Annotated in this window: 15 protein-coding genes; 8 read left to right on the top strand and 7 right to left on the bottom strand. The window is 73.2% G+C overall.

Translation table 11 applies throughout. From position 1 onward, the window contains the following. Positions 1 to 76: 76 nt before the first annotated feature. A complete protein-coding gene (locus tag WJM95_RS17795) occupies positions 77 to 1312 on the top strand; it encodes a beta-eliminating lyase-related protein (protein WP_339130704.1) in 1236 nt (411 codons plus the stop codon). Positions 1313 to 1484: 172 nt separating this feature from the next. Here the strand turns inward: WJM95_RS17795 and WJM95_RS17790 are convergent, their stop codons facing one another. Beyond that, positions 1485 to 1703 carry a hypothetical protein gene (locus WJM95_RS17790; protein ID WP_339130703.1) on the bottom strand — a complete coding sequence of 73 codons (219 nt, stop codon included), beginning with the start codon at positions 1701 to 1703 and terminating at the stop codon, positions 1485 to 1487. A gap of 158 nt (positions 1704 to 1861) precedes the next feature. Here WJM95_RS17790 and WJM95_RS17785 point away from each other — a divergent pair, with 158 nt between their 5' ends. Then, entirely contained in the window at positions 1862 to 2968 is a 1107-nt protein-coding gene (locus tag WJM95_RS17785) for a DUF5937 family protein (RefSeq protein WP_339130702.1), read from the top strand. Between the two features lie 334 nt (positions 2969 to 3302). Here WJM95_RS17785 and WJM95_RS17780 read toward each other — a convergent pair whose 3' ends face one another. From WJM95_RS17780 to WJM95_RS17770, 3 genes are all read right to left on the bottom strand, one after another. Next, the gene (locus tag WJM95_RS17780; protein ID WP_339130701.1) at positions 3303 to 3935 is read right to left on the bottom strand and encodes an AAA family ATPase; all 633 of its coding nucleotides are present in this window, start codon (positions 3933 to 3935) and stop codon (positions 3303 to 3305) included. Positions 3936 to 3989: 54 nt separating this feature from the next. Continuing rightward, positions 3990 to 4661 carry a response regulator transcription factor gene (locus tag WJM95_RS17775; protein WP_339130700.1) on the bottom strand — a complete coding sequence of 224 codons (672 nt, stop codon included), beginning with the start codon at positions 4659 to 4661 and terminating at the stop codon, positions 3990 to 3992. 85 nt (positions 4662 to 4746) lie between these two features. Next, positions 4747 to 5952, bottom strand: coding sequence for a sensor histidine kinase (locus tag WJM95_RS17770; protein WP_339130699.1), 1206 nt, complete (start codon positions 5950 to 5952; stop codon positions 4747 to 4749). Between the two features lie 186 nt (positions 5953 to 6138). Between WJM95_RS17770 and WJM95_RS17765 the strand changes: the two genes are divergently transcribed. Continuing rightward, entirely contained in the window at positions 6139 to 7365 is a 1227-nt protein-coding gene (locus tag WJM95_RS17765; protein ID WP_339130698.1) for an SAM-dependent methyltransferase, read from the top strand. On the opposite strand, the gene WJM95_RS17760 is transcribed toward WJM95_RS17765, so the two are convergent. Continuing rightward, complete coding sequence (locus tag WJM95_RS17760; RefSeq protein ID WP_339130697.1) at positions 7330 to 8481, bottom strand: NADH-quinone oxidoreductase subunit D; 1152 nt, start codon at positions 8479 to 8481, stop codon at positions 7330 to 7332. The two genes, WJM95_RS17765 and WJM95_RS17760, sit on opposite strands and share 36 nt — an antisense overlap. 31 nt (positions 8482 to 8512) lie before the next feature. On the opposite strand from WJM95_RS17760, the gene WJM95_RS17755 reads away from it, so the two are divergent. Both WJM95_RS17755 and WJM95_RS17750 read left to right on the top strand, forming a co-directional pair. Further along, positions 8513 to 9016, top strand: coding sequence for a PH domain-containing protein (locus tag WJM95_RS17755; protein ID WP_339130696.1), 504 nt, complete (start codon positions 8513 to 8515; stop codon positions 9014 to 9016). Positions 9017 to 9168: 152 nt separating this feature from the next. After that, a complete protein-coding gene (locus tag WJM95_RS17750) occupies positions 9169 to 10449 on the top strand; it encodes a PH domain-containing protein (RefSeq protein WP_339135653.1) in 1281 nt (426 codons plus the stop codon). Between the two features lie 169 nt (positions 10450 to 10618). Here the strand turns inward: WJM95_RS17750 and WJM95_RS17745 are convergent, their stop codons facing one another. Both WJM95_RS17745 and WJM95_RS17740 read right to left on the bottom strand, forming a co-directional pair. After that, positions 10619 to 12400 (bottom strand): hypothetical protein, encoded by a 1782-nt coding sequence (locus WJM95_RS17745; RefSeq protein ID WP_339130695.1) that lies wholly within the window; start codon positions 12398 to 12400, stop codon positions 10619 to 10621. 357 nt (positions 12401 to 12757) lie between these two features. After that, complete coding sequence (locus WJM95_RS17740) at positions 12758 to 13888, bottom strand: alpha/beta hydrolase-fold protein (RefSeq protein WP_339130694.1); 1131 nt, start codon at positions 13886 to 13888, stop codon at positions 12758 to 12760. A 223-nt stretch (positions 13889 to 14111) separates the two neighbouring features. On the opposite strand from WJM95_RS17740, the gene WJM95_RS17735 reads away from it, so the two are divergent. From WJM95_RS17735 to WJM95_RS17725, 3 genes are all read left to right on the top strand, one after another. Continuing rightward, the gene (locus WJM95_RS17735; protein WP_339130693.1) at positions 14112 to 15917 is read left to right on the top strand and encodes a phosphatidylglycerol lysyltransferase domain-containing protein; all 1806 of its coding nucleotides are present in this window, start codon (positions 14112 to 14114) and stop codon (positions 15915 to 15917) included. A gap of 80 nt (positions 15918 to 15997) precedes the next feature. After that, positions 15998 to 16909 carry a dihydropteroate synthase gene (folP, locus tag WJM95_RS17730; protein WP_339130692.1) on the top strand — a complete coding sequence of 304 codons (912 nt, stop codon included), beginning with the start codon at positions 15998 to 16000 and terminating at the stop codon, positions 16907 to 16909. Continuing rightward, positions 16906 to 17406, top strand: a complete 501-nt coding sequence (locus WJM95_RS17725; protein ID WP_339130691.1) for a nuclear transport factor 2 family protein — start codon at positions 16906 to 16908, stop codon at positions 17404 to 17406. The genes folP and WJM95_RS17725 overlap by 4 nt, the downstream gene beginning before the upstream one ends. Positions 17407 to 17583 lie beyond the last annotated feature (177 nt).

Raw genomic sequence — 17583 nt, 5'->3', positions numbered from 1 at the left:
GAACGGGATTTCCACAGGTCACCGGCGTGCGGAATTCGAGGTGACCGGCCGGGCCCGCCCGGGACATGATCCTGGGATGAGCGATACGACGGCACGAAGCGGTGCGGAACCTGCGGAGCGGGGCGGGGCGGAGCCTGCGGAGCGGGGCGGGGGCGGGGCGGCGGAGCTGTCCCCCAAGGAGCGGTTCGAGCGGCGTGCGGCGGCCTGGAAGGCGGCCGGGCGGGTGCTGTGGCGCCCCGGCTACCAGCAGACGCTCCGCGAGCGCCTGGACTGGCTGAGCGAGGGCGCCGGTGACGTGTGCGACCTCGACGGGCGGATCGACATGTACGGCGACGGCGTCGTCGAGACCCTGGAGGAGCGGGTCGCCGAGCTGCTGGGCACGGAGGCGGCGGTCTTCTTCCCGACGGGGACCATGGCCCAGCAGGTCGTCCTGCGCTGCTGGGCGGGCCGGACCGGGAACCCGACCGTGGCCCTGCACGGCCTCAGCCACCCCGAAGTCCATGAACGACAGGCGTTCAGCCAGGTCAGCGGCTTGCGCCCGGTCCGTGTGACGAGCGAGCCCCGGATGCCGACGGCCGAGGAGGTGCGCGACTTCCCCGAACCGTTCGGCGCCCTGCTGCTGGAGCTGCCGCTGAGGGACGCCGGATTCGTCCTGCCCACCTGGGAGGAACTCACCGAGGTGGTGGAGGCGGCCAGGGAGCGCGACGCGGTGGTGCACATCGACGGGGCCAGGCTGTGGGAGTGCACCCCGCACTTCGGACGCTCCCTGGAGGAGATCGCCGGCCTCGCGGACAGCGTGTACGTCTCGTTCTACAAGTCGCTCGGCGGGTTCGGCGGTGCCGCCGTCGCGGGGCCGAAGACGCTCGTGGACGAGGCGAAGACCTGGCGGCACCGGTACGGCGGCATGATCATCCAGCAGTTCCCGACGGTCCTGTCGGCGCTGATCGGCCTGGAGCGGGAGCTGCCCCGGCTGCCGGACTACGTCGCCCACGCGCGCGTGGTGGCCGGCGCGCTGCGCGAGGGCTTCACCGAGGCGGGGGTCCCCTGGGTCCGGGTCCACCCGGAGGAGCCGCACACCCACCAGTTCCAGGTCTGGCTGCCGTACGAGCCGGACGTCCTCGCGGACGCGGCCCTGTCGCAGGTCGAGGAGACGGGGACGGGTCTGTTCGCGCAGGGCTGGGGCGCGGGCGGCCCCGGACTCGCGTACACCGAGATCACGGTGGCGGAGCCAGGTCTTGGGTGGACGGCGGATGACGTGAAGGCGGCGGTCCGCGCCTTCGTGGAGCGGCTGCCGGAACGGGTTTCCGGGTAGCAGGGGTCCGGCTGCGGACTTGTTCGGCCCGGGAGGTCCGGCTGCGGACGCGTTCGGCCGGGGAAATCCGGCTGCGGACGCGTTCGGCCAGGGAAATCCGGGTGCGGACACGTTCGGCCAGGGAAATCCGGCTGCGGACACGTCCGTCCTGGGAGGTCCGGGTGCGGATCTGTCAGTGGACCGGCCGCCGGTGCGGGCCGTGCAGCCAACGGCTCAGGGCCCCGCGCAGGCGGCCGCGGGCCGGATGTCCGGCCAGGACGGCCCGGAACCTGCGGTAGTCGCGCAGTTCCCTGGCCGTCTCCCAGTCGTGGCTGCCGGGCGCCGGAGGAGCTGCCTCCCCGTGCTGCGAAGCCCGGTAGCTGTCCAGGAGGTACTGCTGGGTGATGCTCATGACCGACCGCCTCTCGGGAGAGGGATGGGATCCGGAGTCCCCGCGCGGACTGCCCCGGTCGTCCCAGGTTGCGCCTGATCACAGCGGCTGTCCCGTCGATTGACGGCCGCCGTCAATCGACGGCGGCCGCTGTCGGTGGCGGGGTGCACCATGGGGACATGAGCGTGCGCATCGACATCGACGGGCTGCGGCCGGAGCGGACGGCCGTCGTGCCCTCGCCGCTGGCCGAGCTGGGGATGGCGCTGCACGCGCTGGCGGAGCCGGGGCACCACCCCGGGCTCCAGGGCTGGGTGACGGGCGTGACGGCCCGGCTCGATCCCCATCTCGCGGACCGGATGTGCGAGGCGGACTTCCTGTGGCGCACGACGTTCTCCGACCTGTTCCTGCCGTGCGCGGGCGTCCCCGGCGGGCCCTCGCTGCCCGGTGCGACGCTCGCCGAGGACCTGGATCTGCTGGACAAGCTCACGGACGAGCAGTTCGTGGACGCGGCCCTGGAGTTCACCTGCGCGCTGGCCTACGGCACCGAGGGGCCGCACGCCCTCTCCGACCCCGAGGTGCAGCGGCGGGCCGTGGACCTGGCCGCCTCCCGGGGGCCCCAGCAGACACGGTTCACCGAGCGGCTGCTGGCGGACCCGCCGGGGGTCAGGGCCTGGCTGCGGCAGTTCCTGGAGGACTGCGACGAGGCATTCTTCGCCGAGACCTGGTCCCGGCTGCGCCACCCGCTCGCCGCGGAGGCCCGCCGCACGACGGACCTGCTCCGGCGCAAGGGCCTGTCCGAGGCGCTGGCCTCCGTCTCCTCCGCCCTGTCCCTGGACGGGGCGGGGCGGATCATCACGGTGGACAAGCTGACCGAGGGGAGCACGGTCACCGCCGGCGGCGGTCTGCTCCTCGTCCCCACCAGCCTCGGCCGTCCCCACCTGATGGTGCTCCACCGGTACGGATGGCAGCCGGTGCTGCACTATCCCGTCAGCTCCCCCGAGCTCGCCGCCCCGCCCTCCGTGGAACAGCTCACCCTGCGGATGAGCGCCCTGTCCCACCCGGTCCGCATGCGCATCTGCCGGCATCTGGCCCGCAGCGCGTACACCACCGGCGAGCTGGCGCAGGTGCACGGCATGACGGCGCCGGAGATATCCCGGCATCTGGGTGTGCTCAAGAAGGCGGGTCTGATCACCACGCGGCGGCGCGGCCGGTACGTGCTGCACCAGCTCGACGTCACGGTGGTGGCCCGGCTGGGCAGCGACTTCCTGGAGGGGCTCCTGCGCTGAGGGCCCAACAGCCGGCCCGGGCCGGTGGCCGTCGCGGGTTCGGTCCGGTGGGTGGGTCGGGGCCGTGCCGGTGCATCAGCCCGTCGCCGTTGGGTGAGGGGTGGGCGTCGGTGGCGACGGGCATCGATGTACCGGCACGGCCCCTCGCGTCCCATTCCGGCTGCGGGAGCGCGGTGGTACCGGTCCACATTTCGGCTCCGGGCGGCGAGGGTTTCAGCCCCTCCGGCGTTTGAGGAGCGGGGGGCAGGGCGAAGCCCCTGGGTACGGGTCGGGTTGGGGCGGAGGGGGCGAGAACCTGTCCGGACCTGAGGTGGGGCCGCCTTCGGCCCGAGGGTCAGTCGAAGCGGATGTGGCGCACGCTCGTGCTCGCCCGTCGCAGGCGTCCGCGCAGGGCGCCGTCCCGGTTCGGCGTGAGGGTCAGGCCGGCGAGGACCGCTATCCGGTCGGCGGTCCTGGCGACCGTCGTGTGGTCGGTCCACAGGTGTTCGGCGAACTCGGGCTCGCGCAGCCGCTCCAGGCAGTGGTCGAGCCGCTCCACGGCCCAGCTCTCGCGCCTCAACGGGGCGTCCTTCCCGGCGACATGGCGCACGACGTGCCCGAAGCCGCGCTCGCGCAGCCGCCGCAGTACGGTCTCGGGCTCGGCCAGCAGCGTGAAGTGCCGTACGTCGTGGCCCAGTTCACGAAGCCGGCCGACCGTCTCCGCGAAGTAGGCGGGGTTCGTGACGGTCATGGGGGCGATGACCACGCCGTCCCGCTTGCCCAGCGCGAGGTCGAGCACCTCGACCACTCCCTGCCGCCACGACACCAAGTCCTGGAAATCCCCCCGGAGTTCGGGCGGAAGCATGCGGTGGAGGCCGAAGCCGGCGTGTTCCGGATCGCAGACGACGCTGCCGGGCAGCCGGCGTCGGATCTCGTGTGCGGTCTGTGTCTTGCCGCCCCCGAAGGGCCCGTTGATCCACAGGAGCATGCGCAGACCCTAGTGCGCGCCGGTCACATCCCGGTCACGCAGCCGCGCCGGCCCTCAGCCGAGGCCGCCCGCCCGGACGAGTCCCGTCTCGTAGGCGAGGACGACCACCTGGACCCGGTCGCGCAGCCCCAGCTTGGTCAGGATGCGCCCGACATGGGTCTTCACGGTCGCCTCGGACAGGACGAGACGGGCCGCGATCTCCCCGTTGGACAGGCCCTGGGCGACGAGGATCATGACCTCGCGCTCGCGGTCGGTGAGCCGTTCCAGGCCCTTGTGCTGCGGCTCCTTGCCCGCGTTGGGCAGCAGCGGCGCGAACCGGTCGAGCAGGCGCCGGGTGGTGGACGGCGCGACCACGGCGTCGCCGCTGTGCACGGAGCGGATGGCGGCCAGCAGCTCGCCCGGGGGCACGTCCTTGAGCATGAATCCTGAGGCGCCCGCCTTCAGCCCGGAGAACGCGTACTCGTCCAGGTCGAAGGTGGTCAGGATCAGCACCTTCGGCGGGTTCGGGTCCGAGCAGATGCGGCGGGTGGTCTCCACGCCGTCCAGCTTGGGCATGCGGACGTCCATCAGGACCACGTCGACCTCGGTGGCGCTCAGCACCTGGAGGGCCTCGACGCCGTCTCCCGCCTCCGCCACGACCTCCATGTCCGGCTGGGCGGCGAGCACCATCCGGAAGCCGGTGCGCAGCAGCACCTGGTCGTCGACGAGCATCACGCGGATCGCCATCGGGGGCCTTTCACTTCGTCGGGCCGGTCATCGGGACCGGTGCGTCCAGGGCTGCCGGCCGGGGGGACCGGGGTGTGTACAGGTGTCAGTGGGCCGCTTTGAGCGGCAGCAGGGCGCTGATGCGGAACCCCCCGCCGGGCCGGGGCCCGGCGTCCAGGGTGCCGCCGACCATGCCGACGCGCTCCCGCATGCCGATCAGGCCGTGGCCCTGCCCGTCGGCGCCGCCCTCCTCGTACAGCTCGTGGGGCGCGCCCTTGCCGTCGTCCTCGACGAGCAGGCCGAGGCCGTCGTCGAAGTAGACCAGACGGACGCTGGCGCCCGCGTTCGGGCCTCCGTGCTTGCGGGTGTTGGTCAGCGCCTCCTGCACGATGCGGTACGCCGTGAGCTCCACACCGCTGGGCAGGGGGCGCGGGGTGCCCTCCACCTTGTAGTCGACGGGCAGGCCCGAGGTGCGGCACTGCGCGATGAGGTCGTCGAGCTGCTCCACGTCGGGCTGCGGCACGTACTCGCCGCTCTCCTGGTGCTCGCCGGTGCGCAGGACGCCGAGCAGCCGGCGCATCTCGGCCAGGGCCTGCCTGCCCGTGCCCGAGATGGTCTCCAGCGCCTTCCTGGCCTGTTCCGGCGCGGTGTCCATGACGTACGCGGCGCCGTCGGCCTGGACCACCATCACCGAGACGTTGTGCGCGACGACGTCGTGCAGCTCGCGGGCGATCCGGGCGCGCTCGGCGGCGACGGCCACCTTGGCCTGCGCCTCGCGCTCCTTCTCCAGGCGGGCGGCGCGCTCCTCCAGCTGCGCGAGATAGGCGCGGCGGGTGCGGATCGAGTCGCCGAGCACCCAGGCGAGCGCGAACGGGACGGTCTGGAAGATCGCTATGAAGACGCCGCCGAGCCCGCTGGTCTCGGTCGCGGGCCAGCGGAGCTGCGCGATCGTGCCCGCACACAGGCCGCCGATCAGCGCGAGCCGGGAGGCCCAGCGGGTGCCGTTCGCGGCGACCGTGTAGATGATCACCAGCATCGCGAAGTCCTCGGGCGCCGAGGGCACGTCGAGGACCAGCTGTGCGAGGCCCGTCAGTACGGCCAGGACCAGCATCTTCTCCGGCATGCGGCGGCGCAGCGCGACGACGGCGCTCAGCGCGAAGGCGATCGGGAGCGCCACGGCGGTCGACGGCGGGCCCTCCGCCGCGCCGTTGACATTGCTGATGCTCACCCAGGAGATCCCGAGCAGGGCGACGGCCCAGAAGCTGTCGACCCATGTCGGGTACCTGCGGAGAAGGTCATAGAGGCGCTGCACGTAACCCAGAGTAGGGAGGCGCGCGGTGTGCCCGGGTCAACCGGAGGACCGATCCGGGACCGCCCCTCGTACTCCCCAAGGTGGATGCCCCCGCCTCGGGACGCTCGGGGGAACCCTTCCGGACGGCCCCGGGACCATCGGCGGCCGGGACGGAACCGGCCCGGCGGAGGCCACTAGCCTGGCCCCGTGGAACGTGCGGCGGCGGGCGAGTGGCGGGGATGGCGTGAGGCGACCGAGGAGGCGCTGTACGGCCCCTCCGGGTTCTATCGGCGGCCCGAGGGTCCGGCCGGGCACTTCCGGACCTCCGTGCACGCCTCCCCGCTGTTCGCGGGCGCCGTGGCACGGCTCCTGTGCCGCCTCGACGCGGCGCTCGGCCACCCCGACCCGCTGGCCTTCGTGGACATGGCGGCGGGCCGCGGCGAGCTCGTGACCGGCGTCCTCGCCGCCCTCCCCGCCGACGTGGCCGCCCGTACGCGCCCGTACGCGGTCGAGCGGGCCGACCGGCCGGCCGGTCTCGATCCCCTGATCTCATGGCTCGGCGAACCGCCGCGGGGGGTCACCGGGCTGCTGTTCGCCAACGAGTGGCTGGACAACGTTCCCGTGGACGTCGCCGAGGCCGACCCCGACGGTGTGCCGCGGCTGGTCCTGGTGCGCGGCGACGGCGCCGAACGGCTCGGGGAGCCCGTCACCGGCGAGGACGCCCGCTGGCTGCGCACCTGGTGGTGGACATCGGCCGACGGCCACGCGGCGCAGGAAGCGGAGCAGACCGCCGAGGGACAGGCGGTCCGTCGGCGGGACGGCGTGCATGAGGTGCCCCGTCGGCGGGACGGCGTGCATGAGGTGCCCTGTCCGCAGGACACCCGGCCGGACCCGGCGTCCGCACAAGAAGCACCCCGTCCACCGGGGGCGGACGCGTCCGGTGAGGAGCCCCCGGCGCCCGACCGGGGCGCCCGGGCCGAGATCGGGCTCCCCCGGGACCTCGCCTGGGCCTCCGCCGTGTCCGCGCTCGACCGGGGTCTCGCCGTCGCCGTCGACTACGCCCACGTCGCCGCCGGGCGCCCGCCCTTCGGGACCCTCACCGGATTCCGGGAGGGCCGCGAGACCGCCCCGGTGCCGGACGGTTCGTGCGACATCACCGCGCACGTGGCGCTCGACGCGTGCGCGCTGCCCGGAGGACGCGTGGTGACGCAGCGCGCGGCCCTGCGCGCGCTGGGTGTGAGCGGCGCCCGCCCCCCGCTCTCGCTCGCGTCGACGGACCCGGCCGCCTATGTGCGCGCCCTGGCGGGCGCGGGACAGGCGGCCGAGCTCACCGCACCGGGCGGGCTGGGCGACTTCGGCTGGCTCCTCCAGCCCGTCGGCCTCCCCGCTCTCGAAGACCTACTTGTCGATGTCCCCGACCACGAAGAACAGTGACCCGAGGATCGCCACCATGTCGGCGACCAGCGTTCCGGGCAGCAGTTCGGTGAGCGCCTGGATGTTGTTGAACGACGCGGAGCGCAGCTTCAGCCGGTACGGGGTCTTCTCGCCCTTGCTGACGAGGTAGTAGCCGTTGATGCCGAGCGGGTTCTCGGTCCAGGCGTACGTGTGGCCCTCGGGCGCCTTCAGGACCTTCGGCAGCCGCTGGTTGACCGGGCCGGGCGGAAGCTCGGCCAGCCGGTCGAGGCAGGCGTCCGCGAGGTCCAGGGAGTTGTGCGTCTGCTCCAGGAGGCACTCGAAGCGGGCGAGGCAGTCCCCCTCCTCACGGGTGACGACCCTGAGGGTGTCCTGGAGCTCCCCGTAGGCGAGGTAGGGCTCGTCGCGGCGCAGGTCGAAGTCGACGCCGGAGGCCCGCGCGATGGGGCCGCTCACCCCGTACGCGTGCACCGCCCCGGGAGCGAGCGCGCCCACACCGCGCGTACGTCCCCGGAAGATCTCGTTGCCGAGCACCAGGTCGTCGTACACGCTCATCCGCGAGCGCAGGGCGGCGACGCAGGCACGCGCGCGGGTCGCCCAGCGGGCCGGGAGGTCCTCCTTGAGGCCGCCCACGCGGTTGAACATGTAGTGCATGCGCCCGCCGGAGATCTCCTCCATGACGTGCTGGAGTTCCTCGCGCTCCGTGAAGGCGTAGAAGATCGGGGTGATCCCGCCCAGCTCCAGGGGGTAGGAGCCGAGGAACATCAGGTGGTTGAGGACCCGGTTCAGCTCAGCGAGCAGCGTGCGCATCCACACCGCGCGCGCGGGGACCTCCATGCCGAGCATCCGCTCCACGGCCAGGACGACACCCAGTTCGTTGGAGAAGGCCGACAGCCAGTCGTGACGGTTGGCGAGCATGATGATCTGCCGGTAGTCGCGCGCCTCGAAGAGCTTCTCGGCGCCGCGGTGCATGTAGCCGATGACCGGCTCCGCGTGCTGGATCCGCTCACCGTCGAGTACGAGCCGCAGCCGCAGCACGCCGTGGGTCGAGGGGTGCTGGGGGCCGATGTTGAGCACCATGTCGGTGCTCTCGGCGGCGCCGCCGACACCGACCACGGTCTCGGTCCTGGGAGTCATGGCCCCAGTCTGTCGTACGTACGCTTGCTCCATGGAGACGGGGAGCGTGCGGACGGGGAAGAGCGCGCCGGGGGAGCCGGTCTGGACCGGACTGCCTCCGGGGCTGCTGCGGATGCGACGACTGCTGCTGGTGGTGTGGCTGGGGCTCCTGACGATCGTCGTCGGGGTGCTCCTCGCCCTGTTCGCCGGTCCGGGCTGGGCGGCCTTCGCCCTGCTGCCGCTCGCGCTCGCCGCGTGGGGCTGGCGCATGCTGGGGCGCAACTGGCGCTCCTGGCGGTACGCGGAGCGCGCGGACGACCTGCTGATCAGCCGCGGGGTGCTGTGGCGTGAGGAGACCGTGGTGCCGTACGGGCGCATGCAGCTGGTCGAGGTGACCTCCGGGCCGCTGGAACGTCACTTCGGACTCGCCGGTGTGCAGCTCCACACGGCCGCCGCGGCCACCGACGCGCGCATCCCGGGTCTCGAACCCGCCGAGGCCGAGCGGCTGCGGGACCGGCTGACCGAACTGGGCGAGGCACGATCGGCGGGCCTGTGAGCACGGCCTCCCCGGACTCCTCGGGACTCCCGTCCGGGCACCCGTCCGCCGTGCCCGGACTCCCCGACGCGACGGCCGGTCCGGGCGACGGCGGTCACGCCGACGGCCGGGGTTCCGTACGCGACCACGGTTCCGTACCGGAGGAGAAGCCGCTGTCCGAGCGGCGGTTGCACCCCGTGACCCCGTTCCGGCGCGCCTGGGCCCCGGTCGCGGTGCTCGCCGGCTGGGCCGTCCACGACCCGGGGCAGGCACAGCAGCAGCTCACCCGGCTCACGACGACCGCCCTGCTCGTCGGACTGGCCGTGATCGTGCCGGGCGCCGCCCTCTACGGCTTCCTGAGCTGGTGGTTCACCCACTTCGCGGTCACCGACTCCGAACTGCGGATCCGTACGGGCCTGTTGTTCCGCCGCACGGCGCACATCCGGCTCGAACGGCTCCAGGCCGTCGACATCACCCAGCCGCTGCTGGCCCGCGTCGCGGGTGTCGCCAAGCTCAAACTCGACGTCGTCGGGACGGACAAGAAGGACGAACTGGCCTATCTGGGCGAGGCCGAGGCCCGCAGGCTGCGCGCCGAACTCCTGGCCCGGGCGGCCGGGTTCGCACCCGAGTCGGCCCGCGAGGTCGGCGAGGCACCGGTCAGGCGACTGCTGCACGTGCCGCCCGGCGTCCTCGCCGTCTCGCTGCTGCTCACCGGCGCCACCTGGGCCTCCCTGGTCGCCGCGCTCGTCGTCCCCACGCTTCTGTGGTTCGCCACGCACAGCGCCTGGACGGTCCTCGCGGCCGGACTGCCCCTGCTCGGCGCGGCGGGGGCGAGCAGCGTGGGACGGTTCGTCGGCGAGTACGACTGGACGGTGGGCGAGTCGCCCGACGGCCTGCGCATCGACCACGGGCTCCTGGACCGTACGCACGAGACGGTGCCGCCCGGACGCGTGCAGACCGTACGGATCGTCGAACCCCTGCTGTGGCGCGGCAGATGGGTGCGCGTCGAGCTGGACGTGGCCGGGTCGTCGAACTCGGTCCTCGTGCCCGTCGCCCCGCGCGAGGTCGCCCACGCCGTGATCGCCGCGGTGCTGCCCGGTGTGACCGTCCCCGCCGCGCCGGTGCGGCCGCCCCGGCGGGCCGGCTGGTGCGTGCCGTTCTGGTGGCGCGGGTACGGACTCGCCGTCACCGACACCGTGTTCGCCGCGCGCCGGGGACTGCTGCGGCGCCGCCTCTCCCTCGTCCCGCACGCGAAGGTGCAGAGCGTCCGGCTGACGCAGGGGCCCTGGGAGCGCTTCAAGGGACTCGCCGACGTCCACGTCGACGCCGGGGCCGGAAAGACGGTGACGGCGCGGCTGCGGGACGCCGGGGAGGCGGCGGAGCTCCTCCAGGCACAGGCGGACCGCTCCCGCACGGGGCGGCGGGAGGCCCGGCCGGACCGGTGGATGGCCTGAGCCACCGCGAACCGGCGATGCCGGGGCGGGAGCCGGCGACCGCATCGGATTCCGCTCCGCGAGGGGGGCGGGTGACGCGGCTTCCCGCCGGGATGTCCCGAACGACCAAGGGCAGTGGCGTGACGCCACTGCCCTTGATTCGTCGTGTCCGCCCTGCGGAGCGTACGGCTCAGGAAGCCGCGCTGCGCAGGCCCGTCATGTCGATGTGCTCGGTCTCGTCGTGCTCGGTCAGGTCGATGACCTGACGGTCGGCACCCTCCGAGGGCTCGCCGGCGGGCTCGGCCCCGGCCTCGGACTCGGCCTTGTGCGCCGCGAGCGCCTCCTGGCCGACCACGTCGGCGAGGTCCTCGTTCTGCACGGCCTCCATCGCGGCGGCGTCCGCCTCCTCCTTCTGCGTACCGAAGAAGTCGAACCCTCCCTCGACCGAGGGACGCCGCACCGGTGCGGTCTGCGGGACGACGGCCACGGCCGTCGGCACGGTGAAGTGCCCGGAGCGCTGGGCGGGCCTGGCGGGCGGGAGCGCCGCCCGCGTCGGCGACGCCGTCACGGCCCTGCGGGACGTCTCGGGCGCGGCGGGCGCCGACGGCTCGGCCTCGGCGGCCGCGCGCTGATGCTCGCGGGCCGCCTCGGGCTTCCCCTGCGCCCCACCCGCCTCCGTGACGGAGTCCGCGGACGGACCCGTCTCGGCGGCCGGAGCGCTCTGCTGGGCGGTCCGGCGCTGTGCGGCCGCGTCCCGCTCGGCCATCAGGTCTTTCCTGGCGACCAGGTCCTTCGTGGCCGCCGAGCCCTTCTGCATCGCCGCGCGCTTCTTGGCCGCGTCCCGCCTGACGGCCGCGTCCAGCGCGGAACCGGCGGGGGCGGGCACGTCGGTCAGGGATCCGGTCGTCGCCGGGCCCGCGTCGGGGTCCGTGTCGGGCAGCGCGAGGGCGACGGACGTCGAGGCCACCGCGGTCCGGGCGCCTTCCGCCCTCTGGGCGTCCGCGGCCGTCCGGCCCTGGGCCGCTCCGGGCCGCAGGAAGAGCGACGAACCGGTCGGGGAGAAGGCCTCGGAGGACCCCTCGGCCCCGGCCTCGGCCTTCGCGTCCTCGTCGTCCTCCGCGTCCGGGGAAACGGGGTCGTCGTCGGGCGCGATGAAGGCCTCGATGGCATCCGCACCGCTTCCGGGCGCGGGTGCCGCTCCGTCGGAACCGGCGGGCTCCGCGGTCTCAGCGGCGTCGGCGGTCTCCTCGGAGGTCTCCTCGGAGGCCGAGGGCCGTTCCTGGCTCCCGGACGCGTCCGTGTCCCCGGGCGTCTCGTCCGCTTCGGCCGTCGCGTCCGCATCGGGCGTCTCCGGCGAGTCGACCGCCGCGGAGGAGTCCTCTGAGGCCGCTGTGTCGTGCGTGTCCGGGGTGTCGTGCGCGTCCGACGCGCCGAGCGAGCCGGGTGCGTCGGAGGAGTCCGGCGTCTCCGTGTCGTCCGGAGCCGTCCGCGCGGCCGGCAGGGCGCGGGCCGGTACCGAAGCCTCTATGGCGAGCTGGCGGCGCCCCTCGAGGGCGGTGGCCCGCTCCGTCTCGGCCGTGGCGTAGCGCCGCAGCAGCGCCGCGTGCTCATTGCGCAGGCCGGCCAGCTCGGTGCGCTTGGCGCGCAGCTTCTGCTCCAGCTTGGCGCGCAGTTCGCGCGACTCCTCGAGATCCGTCTCCAGTTCGGCGACGCGCTCCTCATGACGCCACTCGTCGCTCGCCCGCGCGCGCGTGAGATCGGCGACACGTTTGCCCGCGGCGGTGTCCCATTGGCGCAGGACGACCGCGCTGACGACCGCCGTCGCCGCGGCACCCGCGGCCAGGACACGGAGCGCGAACGCGTCCGTGAACAGCCAGGGTCCTATGGCGCAGACGAGCGACACGCCGGCGATCGCCGAGGAAGGCAGCACCCTGTGCAGGGGCGGGGAATGGCGGTGGCGTCCACGTGGCATGGCCAGAAACTTACCGCGCGTAGGCGAATCTTGGTGCCCCGCGCGGTAAAAACCCAGTCTCCCCGATGGCTTTGTCCTGTACCGGCCGCCTACAGGACACACCGCTTGTCCCACTAAGCCCGCCACGCCCCCCGATCGCAGCGGCTCCGCGATCAATTCGACCGGCTCCGAACGTTATCCGAATCGTCATCGACGCGGTCGCGGCATTCCTCGGCGGGACGCCATTATCGCCGTGCCGGACGACCCCAATTCGTCCGCCCGGCACGGCGCGGCACGACACGGCGGGACGCGCCGCGACACCTCACGAGGGCGCCCGCCAGGGCATGGCACCACACGACAGGCCCCGCGCCGCACGCGTCAGCGGTCGCTCAGCCGTCCGCTGATCCACTGGAGCGCCGCCGGGATCTCCCGCCGCCAGGTGTTGAAGTTGTGGCCGCCGCTGTCGAGGATGATCGACGAGATCCTGGTGAGCCGCTTCGATTTCACCAGGTCTATGAAGTCGAGCGTCGCCCGGTAGTTGGATTCGCCCATCCTGCTGCTCGTGACGAGGAGCGAGGTGTCCGGCGCGGGCTTGTTCCTCAGGTACCAGCGGAGGTCGGCACTGTTGCGCAGCGCCTTGTCGCCGCGGAAGAGATCGCCCGTCGTGCGGTCGATCGGCGCCTTGTAGTAAGGCGACAGCCCGACACCCGCCGCATACGCCCCGGGGTGGTGGACGGCGAGTTTCAGCGCGCAGTACCCGCCCGTCGAATCGCCGATGACACCCCAGCTGCGGGGGCCGGCGCCGACCCGGTAGTGGGCCGACACGGCCTCGGGGAGGTCCTTGGCGAAGAAGGACTCGGTCCGCGGGCCGCCGGGGATGTCCACGCACTCGGTGTCCCGCGGCGGAGCGACGGTCGGACGCAGCATCACCAGGATCATCGGCTGGCTCCGGCCGCTCCTGACCAAACGATTCGCCGTCTGCGGGAAGTGGAGCGCCTTGATGAGCGCCTGGGCGGTCCCGGGGTAGCCGGTCAGCACCGTGACGGCGGGGAACGTACGGGTGCGGTACTGCGGCTGGAAGTACTCGGGCGGCAGATACACGTACGCGGGTGTGGCGATCCGGGTCGTACGGCCGACGATGTCGATCTTCTGGATCTGGCCGCCTGTCTGCGGCCGGGCCCCGCCCGAGACGGCCACCTGCTCGGTGTCCAGGACCTGGAGGGGGCCGCCGCCCGGACCGGCGGCGCCGTTGTGGTCGACGACCACACCCTCGCCCTTCTCGTTGCCGAGGAGGTCGGCCCAGCTCGCGTAGAACCCGAACGCCTGGTTGGCGCACAGCCCGACCGAGGCGAACAGCATCACCTGAGTGGCCAGCAGCAGCCCGACCCGCCCGCCGACGGACGCCCAGGTACGTCTGGCGAGCCGCGGCCACCACCACACCGTGCCGATGAAAAGCAGCACGGCGAGCAGGACCACCAATGCCAGCACCTTGTTGCTCGTGAGACCCATGGGCTGCTCCGCCTGCGCTTTCCGTCCGGGTCCGTCCCGCACATTGGCGAGCCCTTGCCCTGGACTTTCCTTGCCTTTTGAACCGGCTTTCCGGAAGGGAATGAACCTGACTCCCCAAGACACCGTCCTAGAGGGCGCAATGTCGCCGGATGCCGGAATGGCACCGGATTCAAGGTCTCTCGCAGAACCACGGGATGCGATGTCTGTCAGGATAGATGGGGAATTGTCGGGTGGGGTTCCAGGCCGAGCGGCACGGACGCGGCGCCTTCTGCGCGGTCCGAGCCCGGAGGCCGTCCCCGCCCTGGTCGCCAGGGCCTGCACGCTCGTGGGTCTCCTGGACATCGCCGCGGGAGTCTTCCCGCGCTTCCGTCACAGCCGTATGCACGCCCTGGCCGAGGTGCTGCCCGGAGCGTTCGGGCCCTTCGCCGCGGCGCTGTCCCTCAGCGCCGGCGTGCTCCTGCTGCTGCTCGCCCACGGGCTGCGGCGCCGCAAGCGCCGGGCCTGGCGCGCGGCGGTCCTGCTGCTGCCCGCGGGAGCCGTCGCCCAGTTCGCGTACCGCCACTCGGTGATCGGCGTCGTCCTGTCGGCCGCGCTGCTCGCACCGCTGCTGCGCCACCGCGACGAGTTCGCCGCGCTGCCCGACCCGCGCAGCCGCTGGCGCGCGCTCGCCAACTTCGTTCTCATGGGCGCCGGTTCCCTCGTCCTCGGACTCGTCATCGTCAGCGTCCACGAGGACCGCATGATCGGCGACCCGAGCCTGGCCGACCGCATCAGCCACGTCCTGTACGGCCTGGTCGGCTTCGAGGGCCCCGTCGACTACGCGGGACCCACGTCCTGGACCGTCGCCTTCTCCCTCGGCGCCCTCGGCTGGCTGACCGCCGTCACCACCATCTACCTGGCCTTCCGGCCCGAACACCCCGCCGCGCGCCTCACGGAGGACGACGAGGCCAGACTGCGTGTCCTCCTGGACCGGCACGGCGGCCGCGACTCCCTCGGGCACTTCGCGCTCCGCCGCGACAAGGCGGTCGTCTTCTCACCCAGCGGCAAGGCGGCCGTCACCTACCGGGTCGTCTCCGGGGTGATGCTCGCCAGCGGTGACCCCATCGGCGACGTGGAGGCGTGGCCCGGCGCGATCGAACGCTTCATGGACGAGGCCAGGGCCCACTCCTGGACCCCCGCCGTGATGGGCTGCTCCGAGACGGGAGGCGAGGTGTGGACCCGCGAGACCGGCCTCGACGCCCTCGAACTCGGCGACGAGGCGGTGGTGGACGTCCCGGATTTCTCCCTCTCCGGGCGCGCGATGCGAAACGTGCGCCAGATGGTCAAGCGCATCGAGCGCGCCGGCTACGAGACCCGGGTACGGCGCATCCGTGACCTGGGCGAAGGCGAGCTGGAACGGATACGGCACGCGGCGGAGGACTGGCGCGGCACCGACACCGAGCGCGGTTTCTCCATGGCGCTCGGCCGTATCGGTGACCCGTCCGACGGCGACTGTCTGATCGCCACCGCGCACAAGGCCGACGACCCGCCCGGCCCCTACGGCGACCTGAAGGCCGTCCTGCACTTCGTCCCGTGGGGCCCGGACGGCGTGTCGCTCGACCTCATGCGCCGCGACCGCGCGGCCGACCCGGGCATGAACGAACTCCTCATCGTGGCCGCGCTCCAGGCGTCACCCCGCCTCGGCATCGAGCGGATCTCGCTCAACTTCGCGATGTTCCGCTCGGCGCTCGCGCGCGGCGAGAAGATCGGCGCCGGACCCGTGCTACGCGCCTGGCGCGGCCTGCTGGTGTTCCTGTCGCGCTGGTTCCAGATCGAGTCGCTGTACAAGTTCAACGCCAAGTTCCGCCCGCGCTGGGAACCGCGCTTCGTGGTCTACGCCGCCTCCCGCGACCTCCCGCGCATCGGCTTCGCCGCCATGCAGGCCGAGGGCTTCGTGAACCTCGCCCTGCCGCGCATCCTCCGTCGCCGCGCAGCGGCCCCGCGCCCGTGCGCCCACGCGGCGACGGAGCGGGGGGTCACGGCGGCCTAGGCCGCGCCCGCGACCGTGACCGGCACGAAGGGACCTCCGGGGGCGACGATGCCCCTCCCCGGAGGTCCTAGGCTGGACGTATGAGTATTGAGCGCGGGCGCGGCCGAGTCGCGGGACTGCCGACGTGGGACCGCTGCGCGGTCATGGGGGTCGTGAACGTCACCCCCGATTCCTTCTCCGACGGCGGCCGCTGGTTCGACACGACGGCCGCGGTCAAGCACGGCCTCGGCCTGGTCGCCGAGGGCGCCGACCTCGTGGACGTGGGCGGCGAGTCCACCCGCCCCGGAGCGACCCGGGTCGACGAGGCCGAGGAACTCAAGCGGGTCATCCCCGTGGTCCGCGGCCTCGCCTCCGAGGGCGTCACCGTCTCCGTGGACACCATGCGCGCCTCCGTCGCCGAACAGTCCCTCGCCGCGGGCGCCGCCCTCGTCAACGACGTCAGCGGCGGTCTCGCCGACCCCGCGATGATCCCGGCCGTGGCGGCCGCAGGCGCGCCCTTCGTGGTCATGCACTGGCGCGGCTTCCTGGCCGGCGGGAACGTCGAGGGAACGTACGAGAACGTGGTCCGCGAGGTCCTCGACGAACTCCACGCGCGCGTGGAGGCCGTCCTGGCGGGCGGCATCGCCCCCGACCGGATCGTCGTCGACCCCGGCCTCGGCTTCTCCAAGGACCCCGAGCACGACCTGGCCCTCCTGGCCCATCTCGACCGCCTCCGCGCCCTCGGCCATCCCCTGCTGGTCGCCGCCTCCCGCAAACGCTTCCTCGGCCGCGTCCTGGCCGGCCCCGAGGGCGCGCCGCCTCCCGCGCGCGAGCGCGACGCCGCCACCGCCGCCGTCTCGGCCATAGCCGCCCAGCAGGGCGCCTGGGCGGTCCGCGTGCACGAGGTGCGGGCCACCGCGGACGCCGTACGGGTCGCCCGCGCCGTCGAGGGCGCCCGGACCGGCACCGCCACGGGCACCGCCGCCGACACGGCCGCAGAGGGCGCCCGGTGAGCACACCGCGTACCGACGTCGAACAGGTCGAACGCGCCAACACGGCGTACTACGAGGCGATGGAACGGGGTGACTTCGAGGAACTGTCCTCGCTGTGGCTGAACCCGTCCGACACCTCCGACGACGACCTCGAGAGCGAGGACGAGGCCCCGTCCGTCTCCTGCGTCCACCCGGGCTGGCCCGTCCTCAGCGGCCGCGGCGAGGTGCTCCGCTCGTACGCGCTGATCATGGCGAACACGGAGTACATCCAGTTCTTCCTCACCGACGTGCGCGTCTCCGTGTCCGCCGACACGGCCCTGGTGACCTGCACCGAGAACATCCTCAGCGGCGGCCCCTCCCCCGACGACAGCGACGAGCTCGGACCGCTCGTCGGCCAGCTGGTCGTCGCCACGAACGTGTTCCGCCGTACGGCCGACGGCTGGAAGCTCTGGTCCCACCACGCCTCCCCCGTGCTGGCCGAGTCCGGCGAGGACGAGGACGAGGACACCGCCGGCTGAGTGGGTGTGGAGCGCCCGGGAGGCGAAAGGTGATTGGAATCGCCGGACGGGGGTAGGGGCGGCGCTACCGGCCCGTGAGCCGCCACCTTCCCCAGGGGAAACACCCGGTGAAGCCTCGTGGCGTTCACCGGTGCGCCCGTCCCCGTGGGCGAGCGTTGTCGGTGCCCGCAGGTAGAT

It is taken from the genome of Streptomyces sp. f51 (assembly GCF_037940415.1).
Lineage (GTDB): Bacteria > Actinomycetota > Actinomycetes > Streptomycetales > Streptomycetaceae > Streptomyces.
The sequence above is the reverse complement of the archived record's forward strand: the minus strand, read 5'-3'. Positions and strand labels throughout refer to the sequence as shown.

Bases quoted from the DNA above. Each gene is read 5' to 3' on its own strand.
- WJM95_RS17795 (WP_339130704.1), top strand. From the start codon at position 77: ATGAGCGATACGACGGCACGAAGCGGTGCGGAACCTGCGGAGCGGGGC.
- WJM95_RS17790 (WP_339130703.1), bottom strand. From the start codon at position 1,703: ATGAGCATCACCCAGCAGTACCTCCTGGACAGCTACCGGGCTTCGCAG.
- WJM95_RS17785 (WP_339130702.1), top strand. From the start codon at position 1,862: ATGAGCGTGCGCATCGACATCGACGGGCTGCGGCCGGAGCGGACGGCC.
- WJM95_RS17780 (WP_339130701.1), bottom strand. From the start codon at position 3,935: ATGCTCCTGTGGATCAACGGGCCCTTCGGGGGCGGCAAGACACAGACC.
- WJM95_RS17775 (WP_339130700.1), bottom strand. From the start codon at position 4,661: ATGGCGATCCGCGTGATGCTCGTCGACGACCAGGTGCTGCTGCGCACC.
- WJM95_RS17760 (WP_339130697.1), bottom strand. From the start codon at position 8,481: ATGACTCCCAGGACCGAGACCGTGGTCGGTGTCGGCGGCGCCGCCGAG.
- WJM95_RS17755 (WP_339130696.1), top strand. From the start codon at position 8,513: ATGGAGACGGGGAGCGTGCGGACGGGGAAGAGCGCGCCGGGGGAGCCG.
- WJM95_RS17745 (WP_339130695.1), bottom strand. From the start codon at position 12,400: ATGCCACGTGGACGCCACCGCCATTCCCCGCCCCTGCACAGGGTGCTG.
- WJM95_RS17740 (WP_339130694.1), bottom strand. From the start codon at position 13,888: ATGGGTCTCACGAGCAACAAGGTGCTGGCATTGGTGGTCCTGCTCGCC.
- folP (WP_339130692.1), top strand. From the start codon at position 15,998: ATGAGTATTGAGCGCGGGCGCGGCCGAGTCGCGGGACTGCCGACGTGG.